We start from the raw sequence: 19,709 nt of genomic DNA, 5'->3' as shown, positions 1-19,709 counted from the left end.
GTTGCCTCTACTCGAATTCGGGATTCGGGTCGTGCCTGCGGGCGCGGAACGGGTAGCCGGCCGCGGCACCGATGCCGAGTGCGGCGAGCAGGGTGAGTGAGCCGATCACCGCGACCCGGCCCGGTCGGGGGTCGGGTCGCGCGGGCGGCACCGGCGCGGCCACCGCGTGCGGGCGATCGGCGTTCGCGCTGATCGGCGCGTCGGGCAGGGCCGCGGTCAGTGCGGCGAGGGGGTCGATCAGACCGGCGCCGATCGCGTCGTCGCGGCCGCGTCCCGGCGCGTGCGCGGTGCGGGTGATCCGGTCGATGACCTGCGCCGCGGTCAGTTCGGGATAGCGGGAGCGGATCAACGCGGCCAGGCCGGCGACGTAGGGCGCGGCGAAACTGGTGCCGTCGACCGGTTGGGTGCCCTCGTTGGTCTGCACGCCGTCGACCAGCCCGGTACCGCCCGGCTTGCTGTCGAGGGAAACGATATTGCGCCCGATCGCCGCGGCGCCGATCCACGGACCGTGCAGCGACAGCGCGGAGGGTTTGCCGTCGGCGTCGACCGACGCCACCGACAGTACGTACGGGGTGAACCAGGCCGGCGTCGGCACGGTCGTGACCGCGCTCCACCCCGACCCTTCGTTCTGGTTCTCACAGCTGCCGCCGGTCTCCACGTTGCCCGCGGCCGCCACCACGACGACGTTGCGTTCGTAGGCGTACTGCACCGCCGCGCCCAGGGTGCTGTCGGCGGTGTCGGAACCAGCGGGGGTGCAGGCGACTTCGGAGATGTTGATGACCGTCGCGCCCATGTCGACCGCGCGGACCACCGCGCCGGCGAGGGTGAGCACGCTGCCGTAGCCGTCGCTGCGCAGCTCACCCGGTGGCTTGTCACCCCGGCGGTCCTTGGGTTCGTAGGCGAGACTGAGCTGGCGGATCGAGAGGATCTCCGCCTCCGGCGCCACCCCGACGAAGGCGTCATCGGGTGAGGGTTGCGCTGCGATGATGCCCGCGACCAGGGTCCCATGGCCGTCGCAGTCGACGGTGCCGTCGGAGTCGCTGACGTAGTCACCGCCCGGCTGTAGCGCGGGCAGCCGCGGATGCCGGTTCACCCCGGTGTCGATCACCGCGACCTTCTGCCCGGCACCCCGGCTGAACTGCCAGGCGGCGGGCAGGTCGAGTACGCGCTGCGCGATCGGCGGCTCCGACGGCGCGGCGCCACGCAGCACCGGCTCAGCGCACAGCTCCCGCTGTTCGGTCGGCTCCAGCGGTGCGGGCCTGCCGCTGAGCGCCTGGGCGACGGCCAGCGCCCCCGGATCGATCTTGGGCGGGGCGATGGCGTTCGCCGGTGCGGCGGCGGCGAGCACGACCAGGGCCGCCGAGACGGTGAGCCGGGCGCCGCGGTACCGCACGCTCATAGGTTGCGGGCGATCGAATACACGTCCATCACCCACAGCGCCAACGGGATCAGCGCGATGATGAGCAGGTACTCGAAGATCTCGATCATGCGCCGGGTCACCGGCGTCACTTCCAGGTGCGGCCCGATCACCCCGAACACGACCACCGCGACCGCGGTGACGAGTAGCAGTGCGGCGGCCGTGAATTCGAACGCGCTGTGCCCGATGCCGAGCGCGCAGACCACGATGATCGCGACCAGCGCGCCGGCGACGATCATGATCGCGGCCTGGGCCAGATCGGCGAAGGAGCGGCCGCGCAGGCACAGCACGACCGCGGTCACCAGCGCCAGCGCGACCCCACCGCTGTGCAGCGGGCCGAACGGGTCGGCCGCGCCGAAGGCACCGATCCCCGCGGCCAGTGCCACGGCCGCGATCAGGCCGGTCTGGACCTGGTTGGCGATGCGCGCCCGCTCACCGAGCCCGGCCGCCGAGGGCAGGGCGACCGCACCGATCGCGCCGATGCCCTCGATGGTCGGCCGCTGTTCGTGATCGGCCGGGTCGATCGCGCCACCGGCGGTCGGCACCGGCGGAATCGGCAGCCGGGCGACGAGCGCGGCCAGCCGCGGCACCGACGACAGCAGGATCAGCGCCGCCACCAGGACACCGGCGAACAGCTTCGGCAGCCCGGGGTGCCAGATCAGGTACACCGAGGCAGCAACGGCGGCAATCACACTCGTCGTGACAGCCGTGGCGAACAGGCTCGCGCCGACCGCGGTCAGGCGATAGCCGAGCACCGCGGCGACCAGCACCACCACCGCGCCGAGCAGCGCGTTCGCCGCGCCGAGCCCGCCGGGGACGACCAGCGCGCCACCGCCGAACAGCAACAGCAGCCCGTCGAGCGCGAGCCAGACGCCGGTCCGCTGGTCGGCGTAGCGCCGTGCCGCGATACCCGCCGCGACCATGGCGCCGATACCGGTGCCGAGCAGCGCGAACGCCGGGGCCAGCGGGTCACCGCCGGAGCGCGAGAGCGCGAGCAGCACGAGCGCGGCCAGCACCGCGACGGTGCCGAGCACCAGCCCGGTCGTGCGCGCCGCCGCCCCCGACCAGCTGCGGAATTCAGCTGCGGTGAGCCGGGAGACCGCATCGATGACATCGTCGAACAGCGCGGGTGATTCCTTGCGCGACACCGGGCTCAGCACGAGCAGTTCACCGTCGTGGACTTCGGCCTCGGTGAGTGTGCGGCTCGGCGCCAGCGGGTCACGGCCGAGGCGGGCCAGCGTCCAGTGCTGGGCCTGTACCGGCGCGGAGTCGTCGTCGGCGTCGGCGTGCCGTGGATCGCGGGAGCGGATCAGCGCCACCAGGTCGCCGATGAAGGCGGCGATCGGGACGGTGGCGGGCAGTCCGATGTCGAGCTGGGTATCGCCGCCGATCACCGACACCCGGCACAGTTCGGGCTCGGACCCTCGGCTGCCGGGCGGGCCGGCGACGGCGTGCGCTTCAGTCACCGTTTCGACGTCTCCACTTGGACTGCCTCCATGACCACGAGCTCACTCCGCATGCCACCACCAGTACCAAATCCGCAGGCCCGGCGAAAGACACCGAGAGCGAACAGCTTCCGCACCGGGGATGAACAATGGGTCGCGTTGGAGCCTTCCGTTGCGACCTCCCACAGAGATTACATAATCTAACGGTCAGCGCGAGTTTTCCATCCGACGACGATTTCGGGGTCCGACACCACATGCCAGATATTCGCCAGGCCCAGCGTGCTTTCGACGCAGGCGTGTTGTCGCTCGGATTGACGATCGAGGGCCAGGAGTCCGCCCGCGACCTCGAGTACGCCAAACTGGCCTTCCAGCGGGCGACCGAGTGGGACCCGTCGATGGCGGACGCGTGGCTCGGCCGGGCCGCCGCGGGGGAACTGACCAAGGACGTCCTGTTCAATCTGCAACGCACGAGCCTGGATTCGCTGGGCCGGGAGCAGCGTCGGCTCGGCCTCGCGCCGCGTGCGCTCACCGGCAAGTTCGAGCCGGGCCTCTACATCAGCTACCCGCTGTCGAGTTTGACCGAGGTCTGGCTCGCCTGGGCCGCGCAGCTGATCACCGATCGCGACTACGCCGCCGCCGAGCAGACCCTCGACAAGCTCGACGAGATCCGCCGCGCCCGCGCCGACGACCCCGACCGTGCCCACGACAATCTGATCTGCCTCTATATCCGCGGCATCCTGCACTACAACACGCAGCGCTGGCCGGACGTGATGACGGTGCTGGCCGGCTCGGCCGAGTGGACCGACCCGTTCCTGGCGACCGGCGCGCACGTGATGGTCGGCAGCGCCTGCGCCCAGCTCGGCTTGTTCGGCGAGGCGGTGCGGCGGATGGAACAGGCAGAGGCCGGCCCGATCCCGCTGGCCAGGGCGCACGCCATGCACAGTCGTGGTCTGTGCCTGCGCGAGATGGGCAGCGACGGCGAAGCCCAGGCCCTGTTCGAGCAGGTCTATTCGCAGTCACCGGATTTCGCGGCGAACACCGCGGCCATGCGCGATCGCACCTTCCGGATCACGGTGACCAGCCGCGAGTCGATCGACGCCAGGACCGACAAGTGGGATCCGGCCTCGGCGCCGACGATGGCCCAGATGCACGAGGCCGAAGCCGAGGACCGCGCCAAGAACGTGCTGGCGCAGGCGCGGGCCGAGCTGGACCGTCAGGTCGGTCTCGCCTCGGTGAAGACCCAGGTCGCCAAGCTGCAGTCGTCGGCACAGCTGGCGAAGATCCGCGCGGAGAAGGGCCTGTCGAGCCAGTCCCGTGGCCAGCACCTGGCCTTCACCGGTCCGCCCGGAACCGGCAAGACGACCATCGCGCGGGTGGTCGCCAAGATCTATTGCGGTGTCGGGCTGCTCAAGACCGACAAGGTGGTCGAGGCCAAGCGCGTCGACTTCGTCAGCCAGAACCTCGGTGGCACCGCGATCAAGTCGGAGAAGCTGATCGACAGCGCGATGGACGGCGTGCTGTTCATCGACGAGGCGTACACGCTGATCCAGACCGGTCTGTCCGGCGGTGACGCGTTCGGCCGCGAGGCCGTCGACACCCTGCTGGCCCGGATGGAGAACGATCGCGACCGGCTCGTCGTCATCATCGCCGGCTACGACGGCGAGATCGACCGGCTGCTGGCCGCCAACGACGGTCTGGCCTCGCGCTTCGCCAAGCGGCTGCAGTTCCCGTCCTACACGCCCGACGAGCTCGGCCAGATCGGCCAGATCATCGCGGGTGGACGGGATTCGCAGCTGTCCGAGGCGGCGGGCGCGGCCCTGATCGAGGCGTGCTCGTTCCTGTACGACATCGAGAGCACCGACCAGAGCGGGCAGCCGCGTCGCGGTGTCGACCTGGCGGGCAACGGCCGTTTCATCCGCAATGTGATCGAGGCGGCCGAGGAGGAACGAGAGTTCCGGCTGGCCAACGACGAAGAGCTGGACCTGTCGGAGGTCGACGACGACGTCCTGATGCGCATCGAGGAACCCGACATGCGGATCGCGTTGCGCGGCATCCTCGCCACGCTCAACGTCGGCGAGCTGCCCGCGTCGCTGCGCTAGCCTCAGCGTCCGGTGGGCAGCGAATCATAGCTGGTGAGCGCATCTTTCACCGACAGGGTCGGGCCGGGAACGAGCTGACCGACGATCGCCCACGGCGCCAGTCGCGGCTTGTCGCCCAGGCCGAGCGTGGCCGCGGTCTGGGCATCGGGCACTCCGTAGCGAATGCCGTTGTCGGCCACGTAGAACAGCGACTCGCGGCGCGGACTCCCCGGCTCGGTACCGGTGACCTGGATGTACTCCCCCGAGCTCGGCGGCAGGTACACCGCGTCGATCCGGTCGCCGGTGCCGTCGGCGGTGGACAGAGTGACCGCCTTGGCCGAATCGGCCAGCGGCAGGCGCAGACCGGTGAGCAGCGTCAGTTTCGCCCGCTCGGCGGGTCCGTCGACAGACTTGTTCGCCGTCGCGGCGGTGCCCGGGTTCTTCGACCAGTTGACGCAGGCCACCGGAGCGTCCTCGGCGGACAGGATGCGAGGCTTCTCGATCGGGAAGGCGTCGATCGGCAGGGTGGACAGGACCGGCACGCGGTCCAGCGCGTCCGGCGGGACGACCGCGATATCGCGCATTCCGTGCGAGTCCGCGTTGCGCAGCAGCAGCGCCGTGAACGGGCTGACCTCCTGCACGCCGTCGGCGAGCACCACGTACTGCTTGGCGCCGGGCACCGAGATGATGCCGCCGACCGGGATATTCGACAGCTTGCCCGGGCCCGGCTTGCCCGCCTCCGGGACGACCGGCACGGTCAGCGCGGGCACCTGGGTGGTGGCGCCGAGGAAGCCGGTCCCGATCGGGCGGGCCCGGTGACCGGACAGATCGAGGGTGCGGGCGATCACCGAGTTGGCCGGGTCCACCTCGGCGCGCACGCCGTTGTAGACCAGGTAGGTCTTGTCGCCACGGCGCACCAGCAGGGCGTCGTCCCGGCCGGCGGCCGAGATCCGGTCGCCGAGCGCGGGGGCACCGACAATGACCGTGGTGGTGCCGCCGGTGGCGCCCGCCGCGCTGCCCGTGATCGAGAGCTGGGTCGACTCGCACAGCGTCCAGTCCGAGCCCGCGCCCTGCGCCGAGCCCGGCATCGCGGCGGGCGCGCCGGGGATGCCGACCAGCGGTCCGCGCGGCATCGAGCCAAGCTTGCTGTCCTTCACCGAATTCGGCTGCGCCGCCGACCCCGCGATCAGCCGGGCGGAGGCGAGGTTGAGCACCGGATGCAGCGTCTTGGTGCCGTCCGAGCCCTGCACGACCACATACATCGCACCGCTCTGCTTGCCGGTGACGATCAGCGAATCGCCGATGGCACCCTGTGGCTTGAGAAAGCTCAGAATGGCCGCGCCCGCGACGATCAGCAGGCCCAGCACGGCACCGACCCACAGCGACCGGCTCTGCGACCGCATGGGGTCGTGCAGCATCCGCACGTCGCGTCGCACCAAGGCGTGATCGAGCCGTCGCAGGAGGAACCGATAACCGTTGACCTGGGCCTTGGTCGTCAACTGTGCTGGCACAGTCGACACGGTACCGTAAGCCGCGATGGCGTCTGTGCCGACGAAATCTCGTACGCCGAACAGGGACAAGCGTTTTGAACAACAGGGTAAACGCCGGGCGAACCACCGGCGACAATGTCTACGACACCTTGCGTGATCCGGAATTCTGGCTGTTCCGCGTCCTGCCGCTGCGCGCGTGCGTTCCCGTCGCGGTGCTGTCCGCGGTGCTGGCCTGGGCGGTGCTCGCGGCGTCGCGGTCGGTGCCCGGCGCAGCGGCGACGGCGGTGGTCGTCCTGCTGATCGGCCTGGTCCCGATCCGCGGGCGCAGCCTCGCGATCCGGCTCGGCGAGTGGTTCTCGCGGCGCACCGGCAAACGCGCCGAGACCCTCGACCGCGCACCCGCCTTCGATGTGCCGCTCCCCGAGGGCGGCGGCTGCGGCGTGCGCTGGGACGGCGACCTGCTGCTCACAATGCTGCGCGTCGACCCGCCACCGGACACCCTGACCCTGCTGCGCAGCGGCGCGCTCAGCGCCGACCAGCTGCTCCCGCTGACCGAGATCGCCCAGTGCCTGGAACAGTTCGACATCCGGCTGGTGAGCATCGACGTGATCGCCACCGGCGCCCGTACCGCGGGTACCGGCGCGGCGGCCCATCTCTACGACCGGATCATCGGCCCGCTGCCCGCCGTCGCCCACCGCACCTGCTGGCTGGTGCTGCGCCTGGACCCGCTGGGCAACACCGACGCCGTCGCCAAGCGGGGCGGTGGCGCGAAGGGCGCGCTGCGCACGGTCATCATCGCGACGCGCCGCATCGCCAATCGCCTGGCCGCCCGCGACATCCAGGTCTCGGTCCTCACGGCGACCGAGATGAACAGCGCGGTCCGCCAGCTCACGCACGGCTTCGACCCTGCCACGCTGACCGAATCCGCGCTCGAGCTCACCGGCGAGGGCAGGCACCTCACCCACTACCAGCTCACCGCTGCGCTGATCAGCAACGGCGGGCTGGCCGCGATCTGGTCCACTCCCTCGCTCTCGACCACGGTCACCCTGCGGCTGCATCCCGGCGCGCGGTCCGGCGCCCCCCGCGACGATCGCACCGGCACCGTCGTCCTCAACGCGGTGGTCCGCTTCGATTCCGCGGGCGAGCTCGCCGAACCGCCGCTGCCCGGCCTGCGTGAGCTGCCCGGCCGCCAGCGCCGAATCCTGTTGGACACCCTGCCGATCGGCGCAACCGACGATCCCGCCGGCCGCGACGGCTACCGTGGCACGCTCACCGCGCTCGCGGACCTGGCCGTGCCGACCATCGGTTGCGGGCAGCTCATCGGTGCCGACGAGCGCGGCCAGGGCATCGCCGTCCCGCTGATCGGCGCGGGCACCAGGCACGTGGATGTCATCGGCAATCTGGACCTGGCCCAGCAGGTGGTCCTGCGAGCCACCGGCCTCGGCGCCCACGCGGTCGTGCACACCACCCGCCCCAACGCGTGGCAGTCCATGGTCGCCAATCTCGCGACCCCGCAGCTGCTCTCGATCGCACCGCGCGCCGCAGGCGCCACGCCCGCGCCCCAGCCCGGCCCGCCCCCGGTCCCGGCCGCGCCGTACCCGACGACGACCGTGCTGGTCTACGACGGGATCGCACCGACCACCCACCTCGGCGGCGCGACCATCGTCGAGGTCCGTACCAGCGAACGCGACTCCGACGCGGTCGAGCCGGACGTGACCCTGGTGCAGGACCCGTACTCCCCCAACCGCATCACCGTGCGCACGAGCACCGGCAGCGCGACCGTCACCATGGTGACCACGCCGGACGAGATGCACTACATCGGCGAGTCACTGGCCGCCAGATAGCGGAAGCGGAGCGGGACACCGTGCCCGTAGGCACAAGTCCCGCCCCGCTTCTCGGCGGTCCGGCTTAAAAGTCGGCGAAGCCGTCGCCGACCTTGCCGTCGGCCTCGAGGGCGCGCTGCAGCGCCGACTCGACCTGAGCGGCGAGCTTGTCGAGCTTGTCGAGGGTGTCGTCCAGGCCGTCGTTGTGCACGAGGTTGTCGTAGGCCTTCTGGAAGTTCGCCTGCGCGTTCTCACCCTGCAGGTTGGTCTTGAAATCGGTGGAGGCCTGCTCCAGCTCCGAGATCTGGCCCTTCATCTGGCCACCGTAGGTCTGCAGGTCGCTGAACAGCTCGTTCATCGCCGCGGGATCGTAAAGAATAGTCATGAGGGTAGATCCTTTTCGTTAGACGAGGTTGGTGTGCGAGCCACCGGAGGGGGCGGACGCGCCGCCGCCGGACAGGCCCTGGCTGTCCATGTTCACGATGGTGGACTTACCGGTGTTCACAGCCTGGGTGAACGCGTCGAAGCGCTTGTTGAGGTCTTCGGCCTCGGTGTGCCAGGCTTCGGCGACCTTGACGAATTCGTCGGAGGCGTCACCCTTCCAGCCGCGAAGCACGGCCTGGGCGGCGTCGTCGATCTCCTGGACGGACTTGCGCAGGGTGCCGATGGTCGTCTCGAGATTGGAGACGACCTTATCGATACCGCCGGCTTCTACACCTACTGGTCCCTGAGGGGGCATTGTCGAACCTTTCCTTCTTGATGGGTGGAACGGAGGTGGCTAATCGGGCAGCCACCTCCCACCGGGTAGCCCCTCGAGGAGCGCACCGACGGCTTGGGAGAGCCGATGGTCGGTGCCCGGCGAGATGGTGGACCACACCCGGCCGTCGGGCGCCGTCATCGGCGCGACGACGATCCGGCCGCGCGCGGTGTCGTAGACGGCGACCGCGCCGGGGGCCCGGGTGGTCAGCCCGTCGTGGTGCACGGTCGCGACGATCTCGGTGTAGCCGTGGCAGCTGCCGAAGGCGGCCCCGAGCACGGTCGCGTCGCGCGCGTCGATGCCGAGCGCGTACATCGCGTCCACGTAGTCGGCGGTCGTGGTCGCGGCGTCCAGCCGCCGGGCGAGTTCGTCGGCCGCCACACTGGCGGGGGCGACCTCGGCGGGGGCGCAGGTGGGCAGGGCGGCGAGCAGCAGCGCGGCCAATTCGCGTGCCGAGCCGTCGATTCCGCTGACGGCGACCTCGAGGTCCTCGCCGGTGCGCACCGCGCTGGCATGCCTGGTGCCGCGCCGGGCCAGGCAGATCCGGCGGGTGCCGTCGGCGGAGTAGGCACGGGCGGCGAGCTCGGCGTCGGGCTGGGCGAGCGTGTGCAGCGCGTCGGCCACGCCGGGCTCCACGTCGCCGTATTCGTCGAAGAGACCGCGCGCCGACAGCTCGGCGATCGCGCTGTCGCGCGCGGCCTGCCACTCGTCGAACGAGTCCTGTCGCGGACCGACTGCGAGGACCAGCGGCAGGGTCTGCACACCGAGCCGGTCGGCGACCGCCAGCAGCGCGTCGTTGGTGAGGGTGGTCATTGCTGATCTCCCGAGGAGGTGGTCGAGGCGGTGCCCGCCTGCGGCGCGGCGCGTTCGGCGCCACCGAGTACCGCGGGCGCCGCCTGGATCTCGCCCTCGGCGACGAGCTGGTCGGATTCCTCGTAGGCCAGGCTGGCGCGCGGGAAGCGCGGCGCGTCCTGCGCGCCGCCACCGTGTGCCATCGCGCCGGGGACCACCGGCGCGGTCTGCGCCGCGGGCGTGGCCACCGCGGAGGTGGGGGTCCCGGCGACGGCGGCGGTCGCCGACTGCACGTACATCGGGGCGCGGTAGGCGGTCTGCACCGGTGCGGGCAGACCGGGTAGCGCGATCGGGCCCATCATCCCGATGCCCGGCATTGCCGCACTCGCCGCCGCGGCGCTCGCCGTGGCGGTACCGGATTGTTCGGCGGCCAGCGCGGTTTCGGGCACGATCGGCGGTGCCGAGGAGTGCAGCCACGGGGTGGCCAGTGGTTCGGTGGCGGCCTCGTAGCTGCGCATCACCCGGGACGCGACGGCGGTGGCCGCGTCGGCATCGGCATCGGTCTGGGCGGCGATGGCCTTGATCGGGGCACCGAGCATCGCGCCCACCTGCTCGACGGCCTGCTGCATCCTGCTGATCGCGGCCAGGTCGGCGGCCCCCGGCATCGCGCGTTGCGCGAGTTCGTAGGCCAGCACCTGCGCCTGCATCCTGGCGGCGTTGGCCGTGGCCGCGGCGGCGGTCTCCACCAGCCAGTCCCGCAGGGTCGAGATGCGTTCCCACACTTCGTCACTGCGCCCGGACTGCCACGATCCGCGCAGCGTCCGCAGGACCTGCTCGTAGTCGAGCACGGCGCCGCCGAGGGCCGCGGCCAGCCGCGTCCAGGCCGCGGCCGCATCGGCCATCGGGATCGGGCCGGGTCCGGTGGTGAGGTCGGCGGCCAGCCGCTCGGGCTCACGCGCCTCCCACACCACGCCGGTGAATCCGGGCTGCGGAGGTTCGATCATCAGCTACCGAAGCCGCCCGCGTTATCGGTCTCCATCTGATCGAAGGCGGTGACCTGCGCGCGCAATCCGGCGGCCAGCTTGCGCATCTCGTGCACACCGGACTCGGTGTTGGTGAGGAAGTCGTCGGCGACGTCGTTGGCCGTGAGCGCGGCCCGGCCCGACACCTCGTCGACGCCGGCGGGCGCGACGTGCAGGGCGGGCGCGACCGCGATCAGTTCGGTCGTCAGCCGGTCGACGAGCGCGTCGAGCGAGCTCGCGGCCTGGCTTGCCGCAATGGCGTCGAATTCGAAGGTGTTGCTCATGGCTGCTCCTGTGGGGTCCGAATCTGGGTCACAAGCTGAGTTCTTTGTCCGGCGGCACCTCGGAAGCCGCGGCCATCGGCTGCGCCGCTGCGCCGACCACCGGCGCCGAGACGCCCTCGAGCTGACCGACGACCTCGTCGCCGTGCTGCCCGGTGACCAGGTTGCTGTGCACCGCCTCGCCACCGCCGTCCACCGGCCGGGCCAGGCCCGCACCGCCCGCGCCCATCGGCATGTAGCCGGGGGCCGAACCGGTGGTGGCGACAGTGCTCTCCGACGACGACTGCCCGGCCGAGCCCGCACCGCCGACGGCGCCCGCGCTCGACACCGCGCCCCGCCCCTGCCACGGGCTCAGCGGGGTCGAGGTGCTCGCCCCGCCGCCGAGTCCGGCCGCGACAGCGCCGATCCCGCCCGCCGCCGCCAGTCCGCCACCGCTCGCCGCAGTCAGGGCGTCCTCGCCGGTCGACAGCTCACCGGCGATCGGCGCGGCGGTCTGGGTGTTCGTGCTCGACAGCGAACTCGTCTGCGCGGCCAGCGACGTCAGCGATTCGGTGACCGTGCTGACGGTGCTGATCAGCGGGGTGATCATGCTCATCAGCTGGGTGAGGGTGTCCGAGCTCGACGAGTTCACACCCGTCGGGGCGTTGGTCACGTCGACCTTCTGCCCCGCCTGAGTCATCTCCGCGCTGTGGCCGACGAGCTGGACCTTGGTCTCGGCGGTGATCGCCAGCCCCTCGGTGATGGCCTCGACGGTCGCCGCGACCAGCGCCGCCTGGCCGACCGGTGTCGCCGCGTAGAGCGGCGCCAGCGCCAGCGTCGCCGAGTATCTGGCCATCACGGCCGAGAGCTTCGCCCCGCCGAGCGCGACACTGCCGGCGGCATTGACCAGCACGGCCTTCTCCGACGTACTCTGCTGCGCCAGTTCGGCACCGTCGGACTGCGCGGCGGCCGCCTTCTCGGTGGCCTGGGTCGCCGCCATGCTCTGCCACAGCGACATCACCGTGGTCAGCGCCTGCGATCCGAGCGACATGGCGGTCTGCAGCCCCGAGCTGATATTCGACAGCACGTCGGCCGGGTTGGTCGACGTGCCATCCGAGCTGGTCGAACCGAGCTGCCCGGTACCGAATGCCGAGGCCAGTTCGGTCAGCGGCTGCATCAGCGCGGTCAGGTCGATGGTCGGCAGCGGCGGCAGTTCCGGCAGCTGCACGAACTGGGGCAGCTGCGGCAACTGCGGCAACCCCAGCGATCCCAGCACCGTGCTCACCGGCTGATCCAGCATCGGCGCCAGCGAGCTGCCGCGAAGCAGTTCCAGCACAGTCGGATCCAGCGGCACCGCGCCGCCGGTGGAAGTCACCCCCGGAATGGTCATGGCTATCGCGTGACCGAGCCGATACCGAGCTTGGCGGCGGCGTCGGCCCCCTCGTAGGTCGACGCCGCTTCCATCGCGGTCACCGCGGTGCCCGCGTGCACGGCGGCCAGTTCGGCGACCGAGCTCAGGTGGTTGGCCTGCGCGTAGGCGAACGAGACCAGGAATTCCTGCCCGATCAGGCCGAACACCGGCACGACCGCGCCCATGGTGGCCGCCTGATCGACCGCGCCCGCCTGGGCGACCCCGGCCGCCATCGTGGCCGACGCGCCGGCGTAGGCGCGAACTGCTTCGGGAACTACCGCAACGTGATTCATGGTTTCAGTGTCCAATCTCGAAACAGTGCATGGTGTTTCGTTACTTTATCTACCCGAATCCGGTCGGCGCCATGCGTCGCCGGGATGAAGTTCAGTTGAATCTCACGTGCCGGACTCGTTGAACGCCGTCACCAGCGCACCCCGCTCGGCGAACGCGCGGTACACCGCGGCGTGTGCCGTCTGCACCAGCACCCGCTCGAATTCGGCCGGGCTCATCGACCGCACCGCGCCGGAGAAGTCCAATCCGACCAGCGCGCCGGCACCGTCGACGACCACCGTCACCGCGCCGTCGGACGAGGTCTCCTCGACCCGGATACCCGCCGTCGCCTCCTGCAGATCCTGCAGCCGGTAGAGCTGACCCTGCACCCGGGCGATCAGCTCGTCCATCGTGTCGACCATGTCGATCCCCTCCCGTCGCGTCCGCGCCTCAGACGGACCGTAGCCAGCTCTGCGGCTCGGTGTCGTAGTCCTGTTCCTCGACGATCTCCGCCGCGGCGACCTCGGCCTCGGTCGGCAGCCCGGTCGCGGCCAGCAGCCGCTCGTCGAACCCGGCCGCCGCCAGCTGATTGCGCCGCGCCAGCCCGGCCCGCTTGGCTGACTTCTGACACAACCGCAACACCTCCGCGGCCAGCGCCGACGGATCACGCTGCAGTTCCGCCGGATCCACGGTAATACCGATCGGCAGCCCCTGCTCGGTGGTGCGCACCTCGATGGTCCCGGTCAGCGAGGACGCGGTGAACTCGGTCGGAAATTCGTCCATCTTCCCCTCCTACGCCCGATCATCCCTGATGGCTCTGACAACTTCGGCGATCTGAGTGTTGATCAGGCTCGTCACGCGTCGTTTGTCCGCGCCGACGGCGACCGACGGCGTCCCCGGCACCACCAGGTAGCGCCCGTCGTCGACGAGATCGCGCCAGCCGAGCTGTAGCCGGACCACCCCGCGCGGCCCGAACCGCGACCAGCCCTGTTCGATATCGATGGTGCCTTCGCGGGTGGTGGCGGCCTTGCGGAACGCACCGGCGCGCACGGCGACCTCGTCGTCGTAGTGCTGCACGAGCGAACGACCGTAGGAGTAGTCGAAGTCGGCCTCGGCCTGCTCGGCCAGCTCGATCTCGCGCTCCCGGCCACCGTCGGCCTCGGGCAATTGACCCGCGACCACGTCACCGAGACTCAGCGCGTCGTGCTGGGTGACGACGAACCCTTCGGCGTCGTAGATGGTTTCGCCCGGCCGCTGCCGCACCACGTAGCCGGTATCGCCTTTACGGACCGCGAGCACACGCACCGAGAGCGCGGGATCGGTCTCGGCGTCGCCGCCGCCGTAGCCGCGCACGACCACCCGGATGTCGGGCTGCACGAGCACATCGATCAGGTCGTCGAGGTCACGGCCCCAGCGCTGTTTTATCTCGGTCCACGCCTGCCTGCGCCGGAAATCGCCTTCCTCGAAGGTCTGTGGCGGGCACCGGTAGATGAACGGCGCCGGCATGCTCGTCTCGTTGAGCCCGTCCCACATCGCGTCGAACTCGAGACCGGTGAACTCCCAGCTCGCGATCACTGTTCCACGACCGGTTTCGCGACGATCGGCGCGTCACCGAGCGCTTCTTCCAGGTGCTCCACCGAGTCGAGGTAGTCGGCGCGCTTGTGTTCCTTCTGCTGCTGACCGCCACCGGCGCCCGCGCCACCCATCGGCATACCACCCATGGGCATCCCCGAGGACGCCGACGAGGCGAGCCCGGCCCGCGCGCCCAGGTCGACCGCGGGGACCGCCGCCGAGGCACGCGGAAAGAGCTTGGAGGCGTTCAGGTTCTGGCCCGCGCCCTTCCCGGCGGCACCGGCACCGCTGCCGCCGCCCGCGCCGCCACCGCCCTTGCCCGCGGCCGCGGTCTTCTTGGCGGCGGCGTCTTTGAGATCCTGCGCCGACAAACCGCTGAGCCCGGACAGCCCCGACAGTGCCGAGTTGGCGCTGTCGCTACCCGAGCCCAGCGCGGATTCGAGTGCCTGCTGCGCCGCCGAGAGTCCCGACTGGATGGCCGAACTCGGATCGCTGGACGAGCTGGAGTTCTGGTTGCTGCCGTTCTGGTTGTTGCCGTTCTGCGTGCCGTTCTGGTCCTTGCCGCCGTTCTTGTCCGCGTCCTTCAGCTTGTCGTTCTGCTTCTGCAGGTCGCGATTCTGCTGCTGCAACTTCTGCAGCGCCGAGCTCAGCTGCCCGGCGGACTGCCCGCTGCCGCCGCCGTTGTTGCCGCCGCCACCACCGTTGTTCCCGCCGTTGTTGTTGTTTCCCCCGGTGTCGCCGGTGGTCACCGGCTTCGGGTCGGGCAGCTGGGCGATGGCCCCGGTGGTGGCGTTGACACCGGGCACGTAGATCATCCGCATCACCCCGGCCGCGGCCTTGGTCATCTCGTCCTTCTGCGCCTGGGTGACGGTCACGACGTAGGGGCTCGCCCCGTTCACGACCAGCGCCTGCTGCAGGTCCCACCCGGTCGAATACAACCATTCCGAGGCGTATTCGAGGGCCTCGCCGATCAGATTCATCCGCAGGACCAGCGTGTCGTTGCCGTCCTTGTAGCTGCCCATCGCCGACTGGGCGCGATCCGCGCCACCGCTGCCGCCGCCCGGACTGGTCCAGTGCTGCTTGCTCGCGACCACCTTGTTGTTCAGGTCACCGAAGGCGGTGTTCAGGTTCCGGGCCAGCCAGCGCCAGTCCGTGGCGGCCTGGGCGACCGCCTTCGGGGTGTTGGCCTGCAGGATCGAGTCGCGGATGTCGACGAACTGCTCATAGGTGTAGCCCCCCGGATCCTCCGCGTGCACCTTGCCACCGTCGAACGACGATTTCTCCGCCTGCACGAGCGCGGCGGGCAGACCCCAGTTGCCGCTGTCGCGACCGTCGTTGCGACCCTGCGGGAAGTAGGGCACGGAGTAGCGGGAGCCGCCGTCGATCGGCGCGGCGTTCTTGGGCGCGAGCAGGCCGGGAATGATGGCGTCCGGGTGCTCGTTGTTCGGATCGGCGCCGCCGCCCTTGCGCATTCCCGCAGGCCCCTCGTGAGCGCTCAGACCGTGGGTCTTGGACTTGCTGTCGTTGATCGAGGTGCGCAGCGCGGCCAGGTCGCTCTTGCTGAGCGAGTCGTTGCCCTTGTAGTGGCTACCCGCCTGCATGAAGGTGGTGCCGATGTCGTCGAGAATGCCCTCGTGCGCGGTCAGGATACCGCGCAGTTCGTCACCCTTGGCCGAGAACTGGGCGGCCAGCGCGGCGGCGGAGGGCAGCACCTTCGCGAACGCCGCCAGCTTGCTGACGAGGTGCAGTTCCTTCTTCACCGAATTGACCTGGATCCGCGCGTCGTTCGCGGCGTGCACCAGGTCGCTCAGCGCGGTCGGCGCGATATACAGCTGTCCATTGGACGCGGCCGAACTCAGGCCGGACCATTGTTGCGCCGCGGATGGTGTCGGTGTCATGTAGGCAAGCCTCCCCGTTCGTACCAGATCACCACCGAATCGTTCGGCTCGCGCACGATTCTACGTTCGGGAACGTGAATTCGATATGTACACAAACGAACTCGCAGGTTGCGCGGCGGTCAAAACAGTCGCTCACCACCACGAACGCACGGCGGCGCGGAACTCATCGGTCCGCTCGACGGCAGCGGGCGTGTAGTCGGCTGCCCGCACGAACTCCACGAACTCGACCGGCAGGGTCAACTGCTGTCGGATCACGTACCGCAGCGAGTCGGTCCGCCAGATCCAGGTGCCGTCGGTGTGCAGTGACGGTCCGCCCTCGATGAAGACCCCCGGCTCGAACAGGTCGGGCACCGATTCCAGCACGTCCAGGCCCCGCGCGGATTTGCGCATGTACTCCACGATCGCAGCGCGATCGGGCTCGATGACGGTGGCCTCCGCGCCCTGAATCGACGGCAGCTCGTCGCGTTCGCCCGCGTAGAGCTCCCGATACATCGCCACCGGCTTCAATTCCACGTCGTTGTCCTCGTTTTCGTCATTTCTCCAGGTTCTCGACCGAGACGACCTTGCCCGCGTCGGAGAATTCGACGCGACGCTCGGGGGTTCCGTCGGGCCGCCGGTCCAGCCAGGTCCCGACCGCACGACCCTCGGCGAATTGCCCGGTGCTTCTGGTGGTTCCGTCCGGATACCAGGAAATCTCGGGGCCGTGGGGCAGCCCGTCCAGATAGCGGGTCACCCGGGTGATCGGACTCCGCTCGTCTTCGGCGTCCAGCCGGGTGACGACCTGACCCGAATAGGGCCTGCCCGCGTACCGGAGTGTGCTGCTGGCCGGATCCACGGTCACCTCGGGCGCGGATTGTTCGATCGCGTCGGCATCGATCCCCTTGATCGTGCGCTCGTCGACGCGCTCGACCTGCTGTCCCGACTCGTCCCAGCGGATATGCGACAGGCGCCGGCCGTCGCTGTCGTAGATGTCCTCGACCGCCTTGGTGCCGTCCGGATGCCACTCGCGCCACTCGTCGATCGGATGGTTGCGGGAGAACAATCCCTCGTACCGCTCGCCGCCGTCGGGGTACCAGCCGGTCCACATGCCGGAGCGGTCGCCGTCGTCGTAGCCGTGGAGCTCGACCATCGAGCCGTCCGGCAGCGTCTTCGACACCAATCCGGTCAGGGGTTCGCCCCGGTAGGTCGCGCGGTGGGTCTCGGCATCGATCGCCAGTTCCGGATCGTCGGACTCGATGAAGTCATCGCTCATGGGAATCCGCTCCACTCGCACGGTGCTCGGCGGTCGCGCCGGCGACCGTCAGCTGGAACCAGGCGCCGTCGAGGTCGAATCCGTCGCCTGGGAACACCGCGGTCAGCTGTTCCCTGGCTACCGTACCCTGCTCGGCGGCGCGGACCAGCGGCTCGACCGCCGACCGCTGGGCGGCCGAGGCGTGCTCGCCGAGCAGACCCGCGACCAGGTCGACGACCGTCTCGGTCGACCACATGCCGGGCACGGCCGCGGCGAGATCGTCGGCTCCCGGCGAGTCACCACGGTGCCAGCGCCCGCTTTCCCACCAGTAGCAGAAGGTGAGCAATCCGTTGGCGGCACGGCGATTCAGCACCGAATCGGCGACCCAGACCGGCGCACCGCGATACAGCGGCGGCAGCGCGGCACCGCCGTTGTAGGCAGCGTCGAGTTCCGGCGCGTTCCACACCCCGCCGGAGAGCACCGCGCGGTCGCCGGGCAGCAGACACAAGGTCGACCCGCTGCGGCCCGATCCCTCGAAGACGCAGAACGCGGGCGCCGTCCGCGGCCCCCATTCGGATTCGATCGCCACGAACGCCGCCGCGATCAGCGCCCAGCGTCGGGTCATCGGCTCGGGGGCTGGAAACTCCACGTCCGGCGCCGAACTCGACGCCACCCGCCCGGCGGCGACATCGGCGCGGACCTGCTCACCCGCGCGCTGCGGACTGCGCAACTGCCGATCGTCGTGTCCGATGTAGGCGGCCAGCCAGACCGGCAGCCGGTCGCGCGGATAGATCTCGATATCGGTGCGGTACACCGCGGGCGGGAACAGCTGATCGTCCGGGAACGGATCGTCGCCGTAGTCGTAGTCGACCTCGAGCCTGCCCTCGCTGGTCATCGACAGCAGATAGCGCCACCACGGCCCGTCGCCGAAAGTGGCCGAGAGGTGCCGGTGTTCGCGCAGCAGGCCGAGGATCGCGTCGGTCGGGAACACCCGGGCGATGCGATCGTCGGCATCGCCGAAGACGACCAGGGTGATCTCGGCCGCCGCCGTCATGGCGAAACTCGCCTCGACCTTGGTCCAGCCGGGCGGGCCGATCTTGGCGATCTCGCGGGCGATCCGATGGCTGAGCGCGGTGGCGCGCTCGGCGACATCGTCGGTGGTGCGCGCCGCCGCGAGGGGCCTGGCGGTGGTGAGGGTGAAGCTCACATCGGGATCGGTCACGGTGCGTCGTCCTCCTTGTCCGACGCGGGGATGCGCACGCCGAGCTCGTCGAACCGTCTGCTCAGCAGCAGGCGGTGGGACAGGTCGTAGCTGTCCTCCTGCCGGATCCGCCCGTCCGGAAACCACTCGTACCAGGCGCCGATCGGGCCGGTCGGCGTGCGCACACCCTTGCGCCGGACGTGCCCGGCCTCCGAGCGGACGAACAGGCCCTGAGGGAAACCGATGCGGTAATCCTGGGTTTCGACGGCGTCGCCGGTGCGCTCGATCAGCCGCCCGGTGAACGGCTCGCCTCGGTGATCCCAGCGGCCCGTCGTGGCGTCGCGCGCGAGTTCGGCGTCGCCGGCCTCGAAGGTGACGAGGTCGTCGGCGGGGACCGGCAGGTCGCTGGTGTGCCCGGTGCGCGTGCCGTTCTCGTCCCATTCCTGGCGCAGCATGAGGACGCTGTTGCCGTTGAACACGTTCTCGCGCAGCGGCGCGCCGTCGGGGTACCAGTGCAGCCACAGCCCGATCGGGCGGCCGGCCGCGGCCGTGCCCGCGAACTGCCGGGCGCCGTCGCCGTGCCAGGACAGATCGGGACCGTCGGCGAAACCGTCCACGTACCAGGTCAGCTGGACGATGGGGCCGCCCGGATAGAAATACTCGACGGTCTGACCGGTGAAGGGCGCGCCACGGTATCGACGCTCGCCCGTCGCGGGATCGGACTCCAGCTCCTCGTCGTCGACATCGACCGCGTCCGCGCGGATCGGCTTCGCGAGCGCGGCCGCATCGATGTCCGCGAGCAGCGCGCCGGTGCCGTCCCACCGTTTCCGGGTGTGCAGACCGCCGCTGCGATCGAACTCGTCCTCCTGGATCAGCTGTCCGTCCACGGCCCAGTGTTTCCACGTCCCGACCGGTCGGCCGTGGGCGTACCCCCCCGGAGTACCGGTCGGCGCCGTCCGGGTACCAGCCCCAGCACCCGCCCTCGCGCACACCCTCGACGAAGGAGATCACCTCGACGGTCGTGAAATCGGGCAGCGACTCG

The 19,709-nt window shown here is 70.4% G+C and carries 20 protein-coding genes; 2 read left to right on the top strand and 18 right to left on the bottom strand.

Features of this window, described 5'->3' with window-relative positions:
• Positions 1-7 precede the first annotated feature (7 nt).
• Both mycP and eccD read right to left on the bottom strand, forming a co-directional pair.
• The gene (mycP, locus tag NV348_RS20960) at positions 8-1,399 is read right to left on the bottom strand and encodes a type VII secretion-associated serine protease mycosin (protein ID WP_447148414.1); all 1,392 of its coding nucleotides are present in this window, start codon (positions 1,397-1,399) and stop codon (positions 8-10) included.
• On the bottom strand, positions 1,396-2,883 hold the full coding sequence (gene eccD / locus NV348_RS20955) for a type VII secretion integral membrane protein EccD (protein WP_447148413.1): 1,488 nt from the start codon (positions 2,881-2,883) through the stop codon (positions 1,396-1,398). The genes mycP and eccD overlap by 4 nt, the downstream gene beginning before the upstream one ends.
• Before the next feature lie 233 nt (positions 2,884-3,116).
• Between eccD and eccA the strand changes: the two genes are divergently transcribed.
• Positions 3,117-4,961 carry a type VII secretion AAA-ATPase EccA gene (eccA, locus tag NV348_RS20950; RefSeq protein ID WP_447148412.1) on the top strand — a complete coding sequence of 615 codons (1,845 nt, stop codon included), beginning with the start codon at positions 3,117-3,119 and terminating at the stop codon, positions 4,959-4,961.
• Positions 4,962-4,963: 2 nt separating this feature from the next.
• Here the strand turns inward: eccA and eccB are convergent, their stop codons facing one another.
• Positions 4,964-6,451: a type VII secretion protein EccB gene (gene eccB, locus NV348_RS20945; RefSeq protein ID WP_447148411.1), complete on the bottom strand. Its 1,488-nt coding sequence runs from the start codon at positions 6,449-6,451 to the stop codon at positions 4,964-4,966.
• A gap of 74 nt (positions 6,452-6,525) precedes the next feature.
• On the opposite strand from eccB, the gene eccE reads away from it, so the two are divergent.
• The gene (eccE, locus tag NV348_RS20940; RefSeq protein ID WP_447148410.1) at positions 6,526-8,274 is read left to right on the top strand and encodes a type VII secretion protein EccE; all 1,749 of its coding nucleotides are present in this window, start codon (positions 6,526-6,528) and stop codon (positions 8,272-8,274) included.
• 64 nt (positions 8,275-8,338) lie between these two features.
• Here the strand turns inward: eccE and NV348_RS20935 are convergent, their stop codons facing one another.
• From NV348_RS20935 to NV348_RS20865, 15 genes are all read right to left on the bottom strand, one after another.
• On the bottom strand, positions 8,339-8,638 hold the full coding sequence (locus NV348_RS20935) for a type VII secretion protein EsxR (protein WP_447148409.1): 300 nt from the start codon (positions 8,636-8,638) through the stop codon (positions 8,339-8,341).
• An 18-nt stretch (positions 8,639-8,656) separates the two neighbouring features.
• Complete coding sequence (locus NV348_RS20930) at positions 8,657-8,992, bottom strand: WXG100 family type VII secretion target (protein WP_447148408.1); 336 nt, start codon at positions 8,990-8,992, stop codon at positions 8,657-8,659.
• A gap of 39 nt (positions 8,993-9,031) precedes the next feature.
• Positions 9,032-9,823: an ESX secretion-associated protein EspG gene (locus NV348_RS20925; protein ID WP_447148407.1), complete on the bottom strand. Its 792-nt coding sequence runs from the start codon at positions 9,821-9,823 to the stop codon at positions 9,032-9,034.
• The gene (locus NV348_RS20920) at positions 9,820-10,806 is read right to left on the bottom strand and encodes a PPE domain-containing protein (RefSeq protein WP_447148406.1); all 987 of its coding nucleotides are present in this window, start codon (positions 10,804-10,806) and stop codon (positions 9,820-9,822) included. Before NV348_RS20920 ends, NV348_RS20925 begins: the two co-directional genes overlap by 4 nt.
• Positions 10,806-11,108, bottom strand: coding sequence for a PE family protein (locus NV348_RS20915; RefSeq protein ID WP_447148405.1), 303 nt, complete (start codon positions 11,106-11,108; stop codon positions 10,806-10,808). The genes NV348_RS20920 and NV348_RS20915 overlap by 1 nt, the downstream gene beginning before the upstream one ends.
• Positions 11,109-11,136: 28 nt before the next feature.
• Positions 11,137-12,459: a hypothetical protein gene (locus NV348_RS20910; RefSeq protein WP_447148404.1), complete on the bottom strand. Its 1,323-nt coding sequence runs from the start codon at positions 12,457-12,459 to the stop codon at positions 11,137-11,139.
• A 17-nt stretch (positions 12,460-12,476) separates the two neighbouring features.
• On the bottom strand, positions 12,477-12,788 hold the full coding sequence (locus tag NV348_RS20905; protein WP_447148403.1) for a type VII secretion target: 312 nt from the start codon (positions 12,786-12,788) through the stop codon (positions 12,477-12,479).
• Positions 12,789-12,890: 102 nt separating this feature from the next.
• Positions 12,891-13,187: a YbaB/EbfC family nucleoid-associated protein gene (locus NV348_RS20900; RefSeq protein WP_447148402.1), complete on the bottom strand. Its 297-nt coding sequence runs from the start codon at positions 13,185-13,187 to the stop codon at positions 12,891-12,893.
• 28 nt (positions 13,188-13,215) lie between these two features.
• Positions 13,216-13,548 (bottom strand): hypothetical protein, encoded by a 333-nt coding sequence (locus tag NV348_RS20895; protein WP_447148401.1) that lies wholly within the window; start codon positions 13,546-13,548, stop codon positions 13,216-13,218.
• A gap of 9 nt (positions 13,549-13,557) precedes the next feature.
• On the bottom strand, positions 13,558-14,340 hold the full coding sequence (locus tag NV348_RS20890) for an ESX secretion-associated protein EspG (RefSeq protein WP_447148400.1): 783 nt from the start codon (positions 14,338-14,340) through the stop codon (positions 13,558-13,560).
• Complete coding sequence (locus NV348_RS20885) at positions 14,337-16,235, bottom strand: hypothetical protein (protein ID WP_447148399.1); 1,899 nt, start codon at positions 16,233-16,235, stop codon at positions 14,337-14,339. Before NV348_RS20885 ends, NV348_RS20890 begins: the two co-directional genes overlap by 4 nt.
• Positions 16,236-16,367: 132 nt before the next feature.
• A complete protein-coding gene (locus NV348_RS20880) occupies positions 16,368-16,748 on the bottom strand; it encodes a hypothetical protein (protein WP_447148398.1) in 381 nt (126 codons plus the stop codon).
• Between the two features lie 19 nt (positions 16,749-16,767).
• Positions 16,768-17,487 carry a toxin-antitoxin system YwqK family antitoxin gene (locus NV348_RS20875; RefSeq protein WP_447148397.1) on the bottom strand — a complete coding sequence of 240 codons (720 nt, stop codon included), beginning with the start codon at positions 17,485-17,487 and terminating at the stop codon, positions 16,768-16,770.
• Positions 17,477-18,688 (bottom strand): hypothetical protein, encoded by a 1,212-nt coding sequence (locus NV348_RS20870; protein WP_447148396.1) that lies wholly within the window; start codon positions 18,686-18,688, stop codon positions 17,477-17,479. The genes NV348_RS20875 and NV348_RS20870 overlap by 11 nt, the downstream gene beginning before the upstream one ends.
• Entirely contained in the window at positions 18,685-19,554 is an 870-nt protein-coding gene (locus NV348_RS20865) for a toxin-antitoxin system YwqK family antitoxin (RefSeq protein WP_447148395.1), read from the bottom strand. Before NV348_RS20865 ends, NV348_RS20870 begins: the two co-directional genes overlap by 4 nt.
• Positions 19,555-19,709 lie beyond the last annotated feature (155 nt).

Source organism: Nocardia fodinahabitans (genome assembly GCF_052983615.1).
This window is presented reverse-complemented; position numbering and strand designations above follow the sequence as displayed.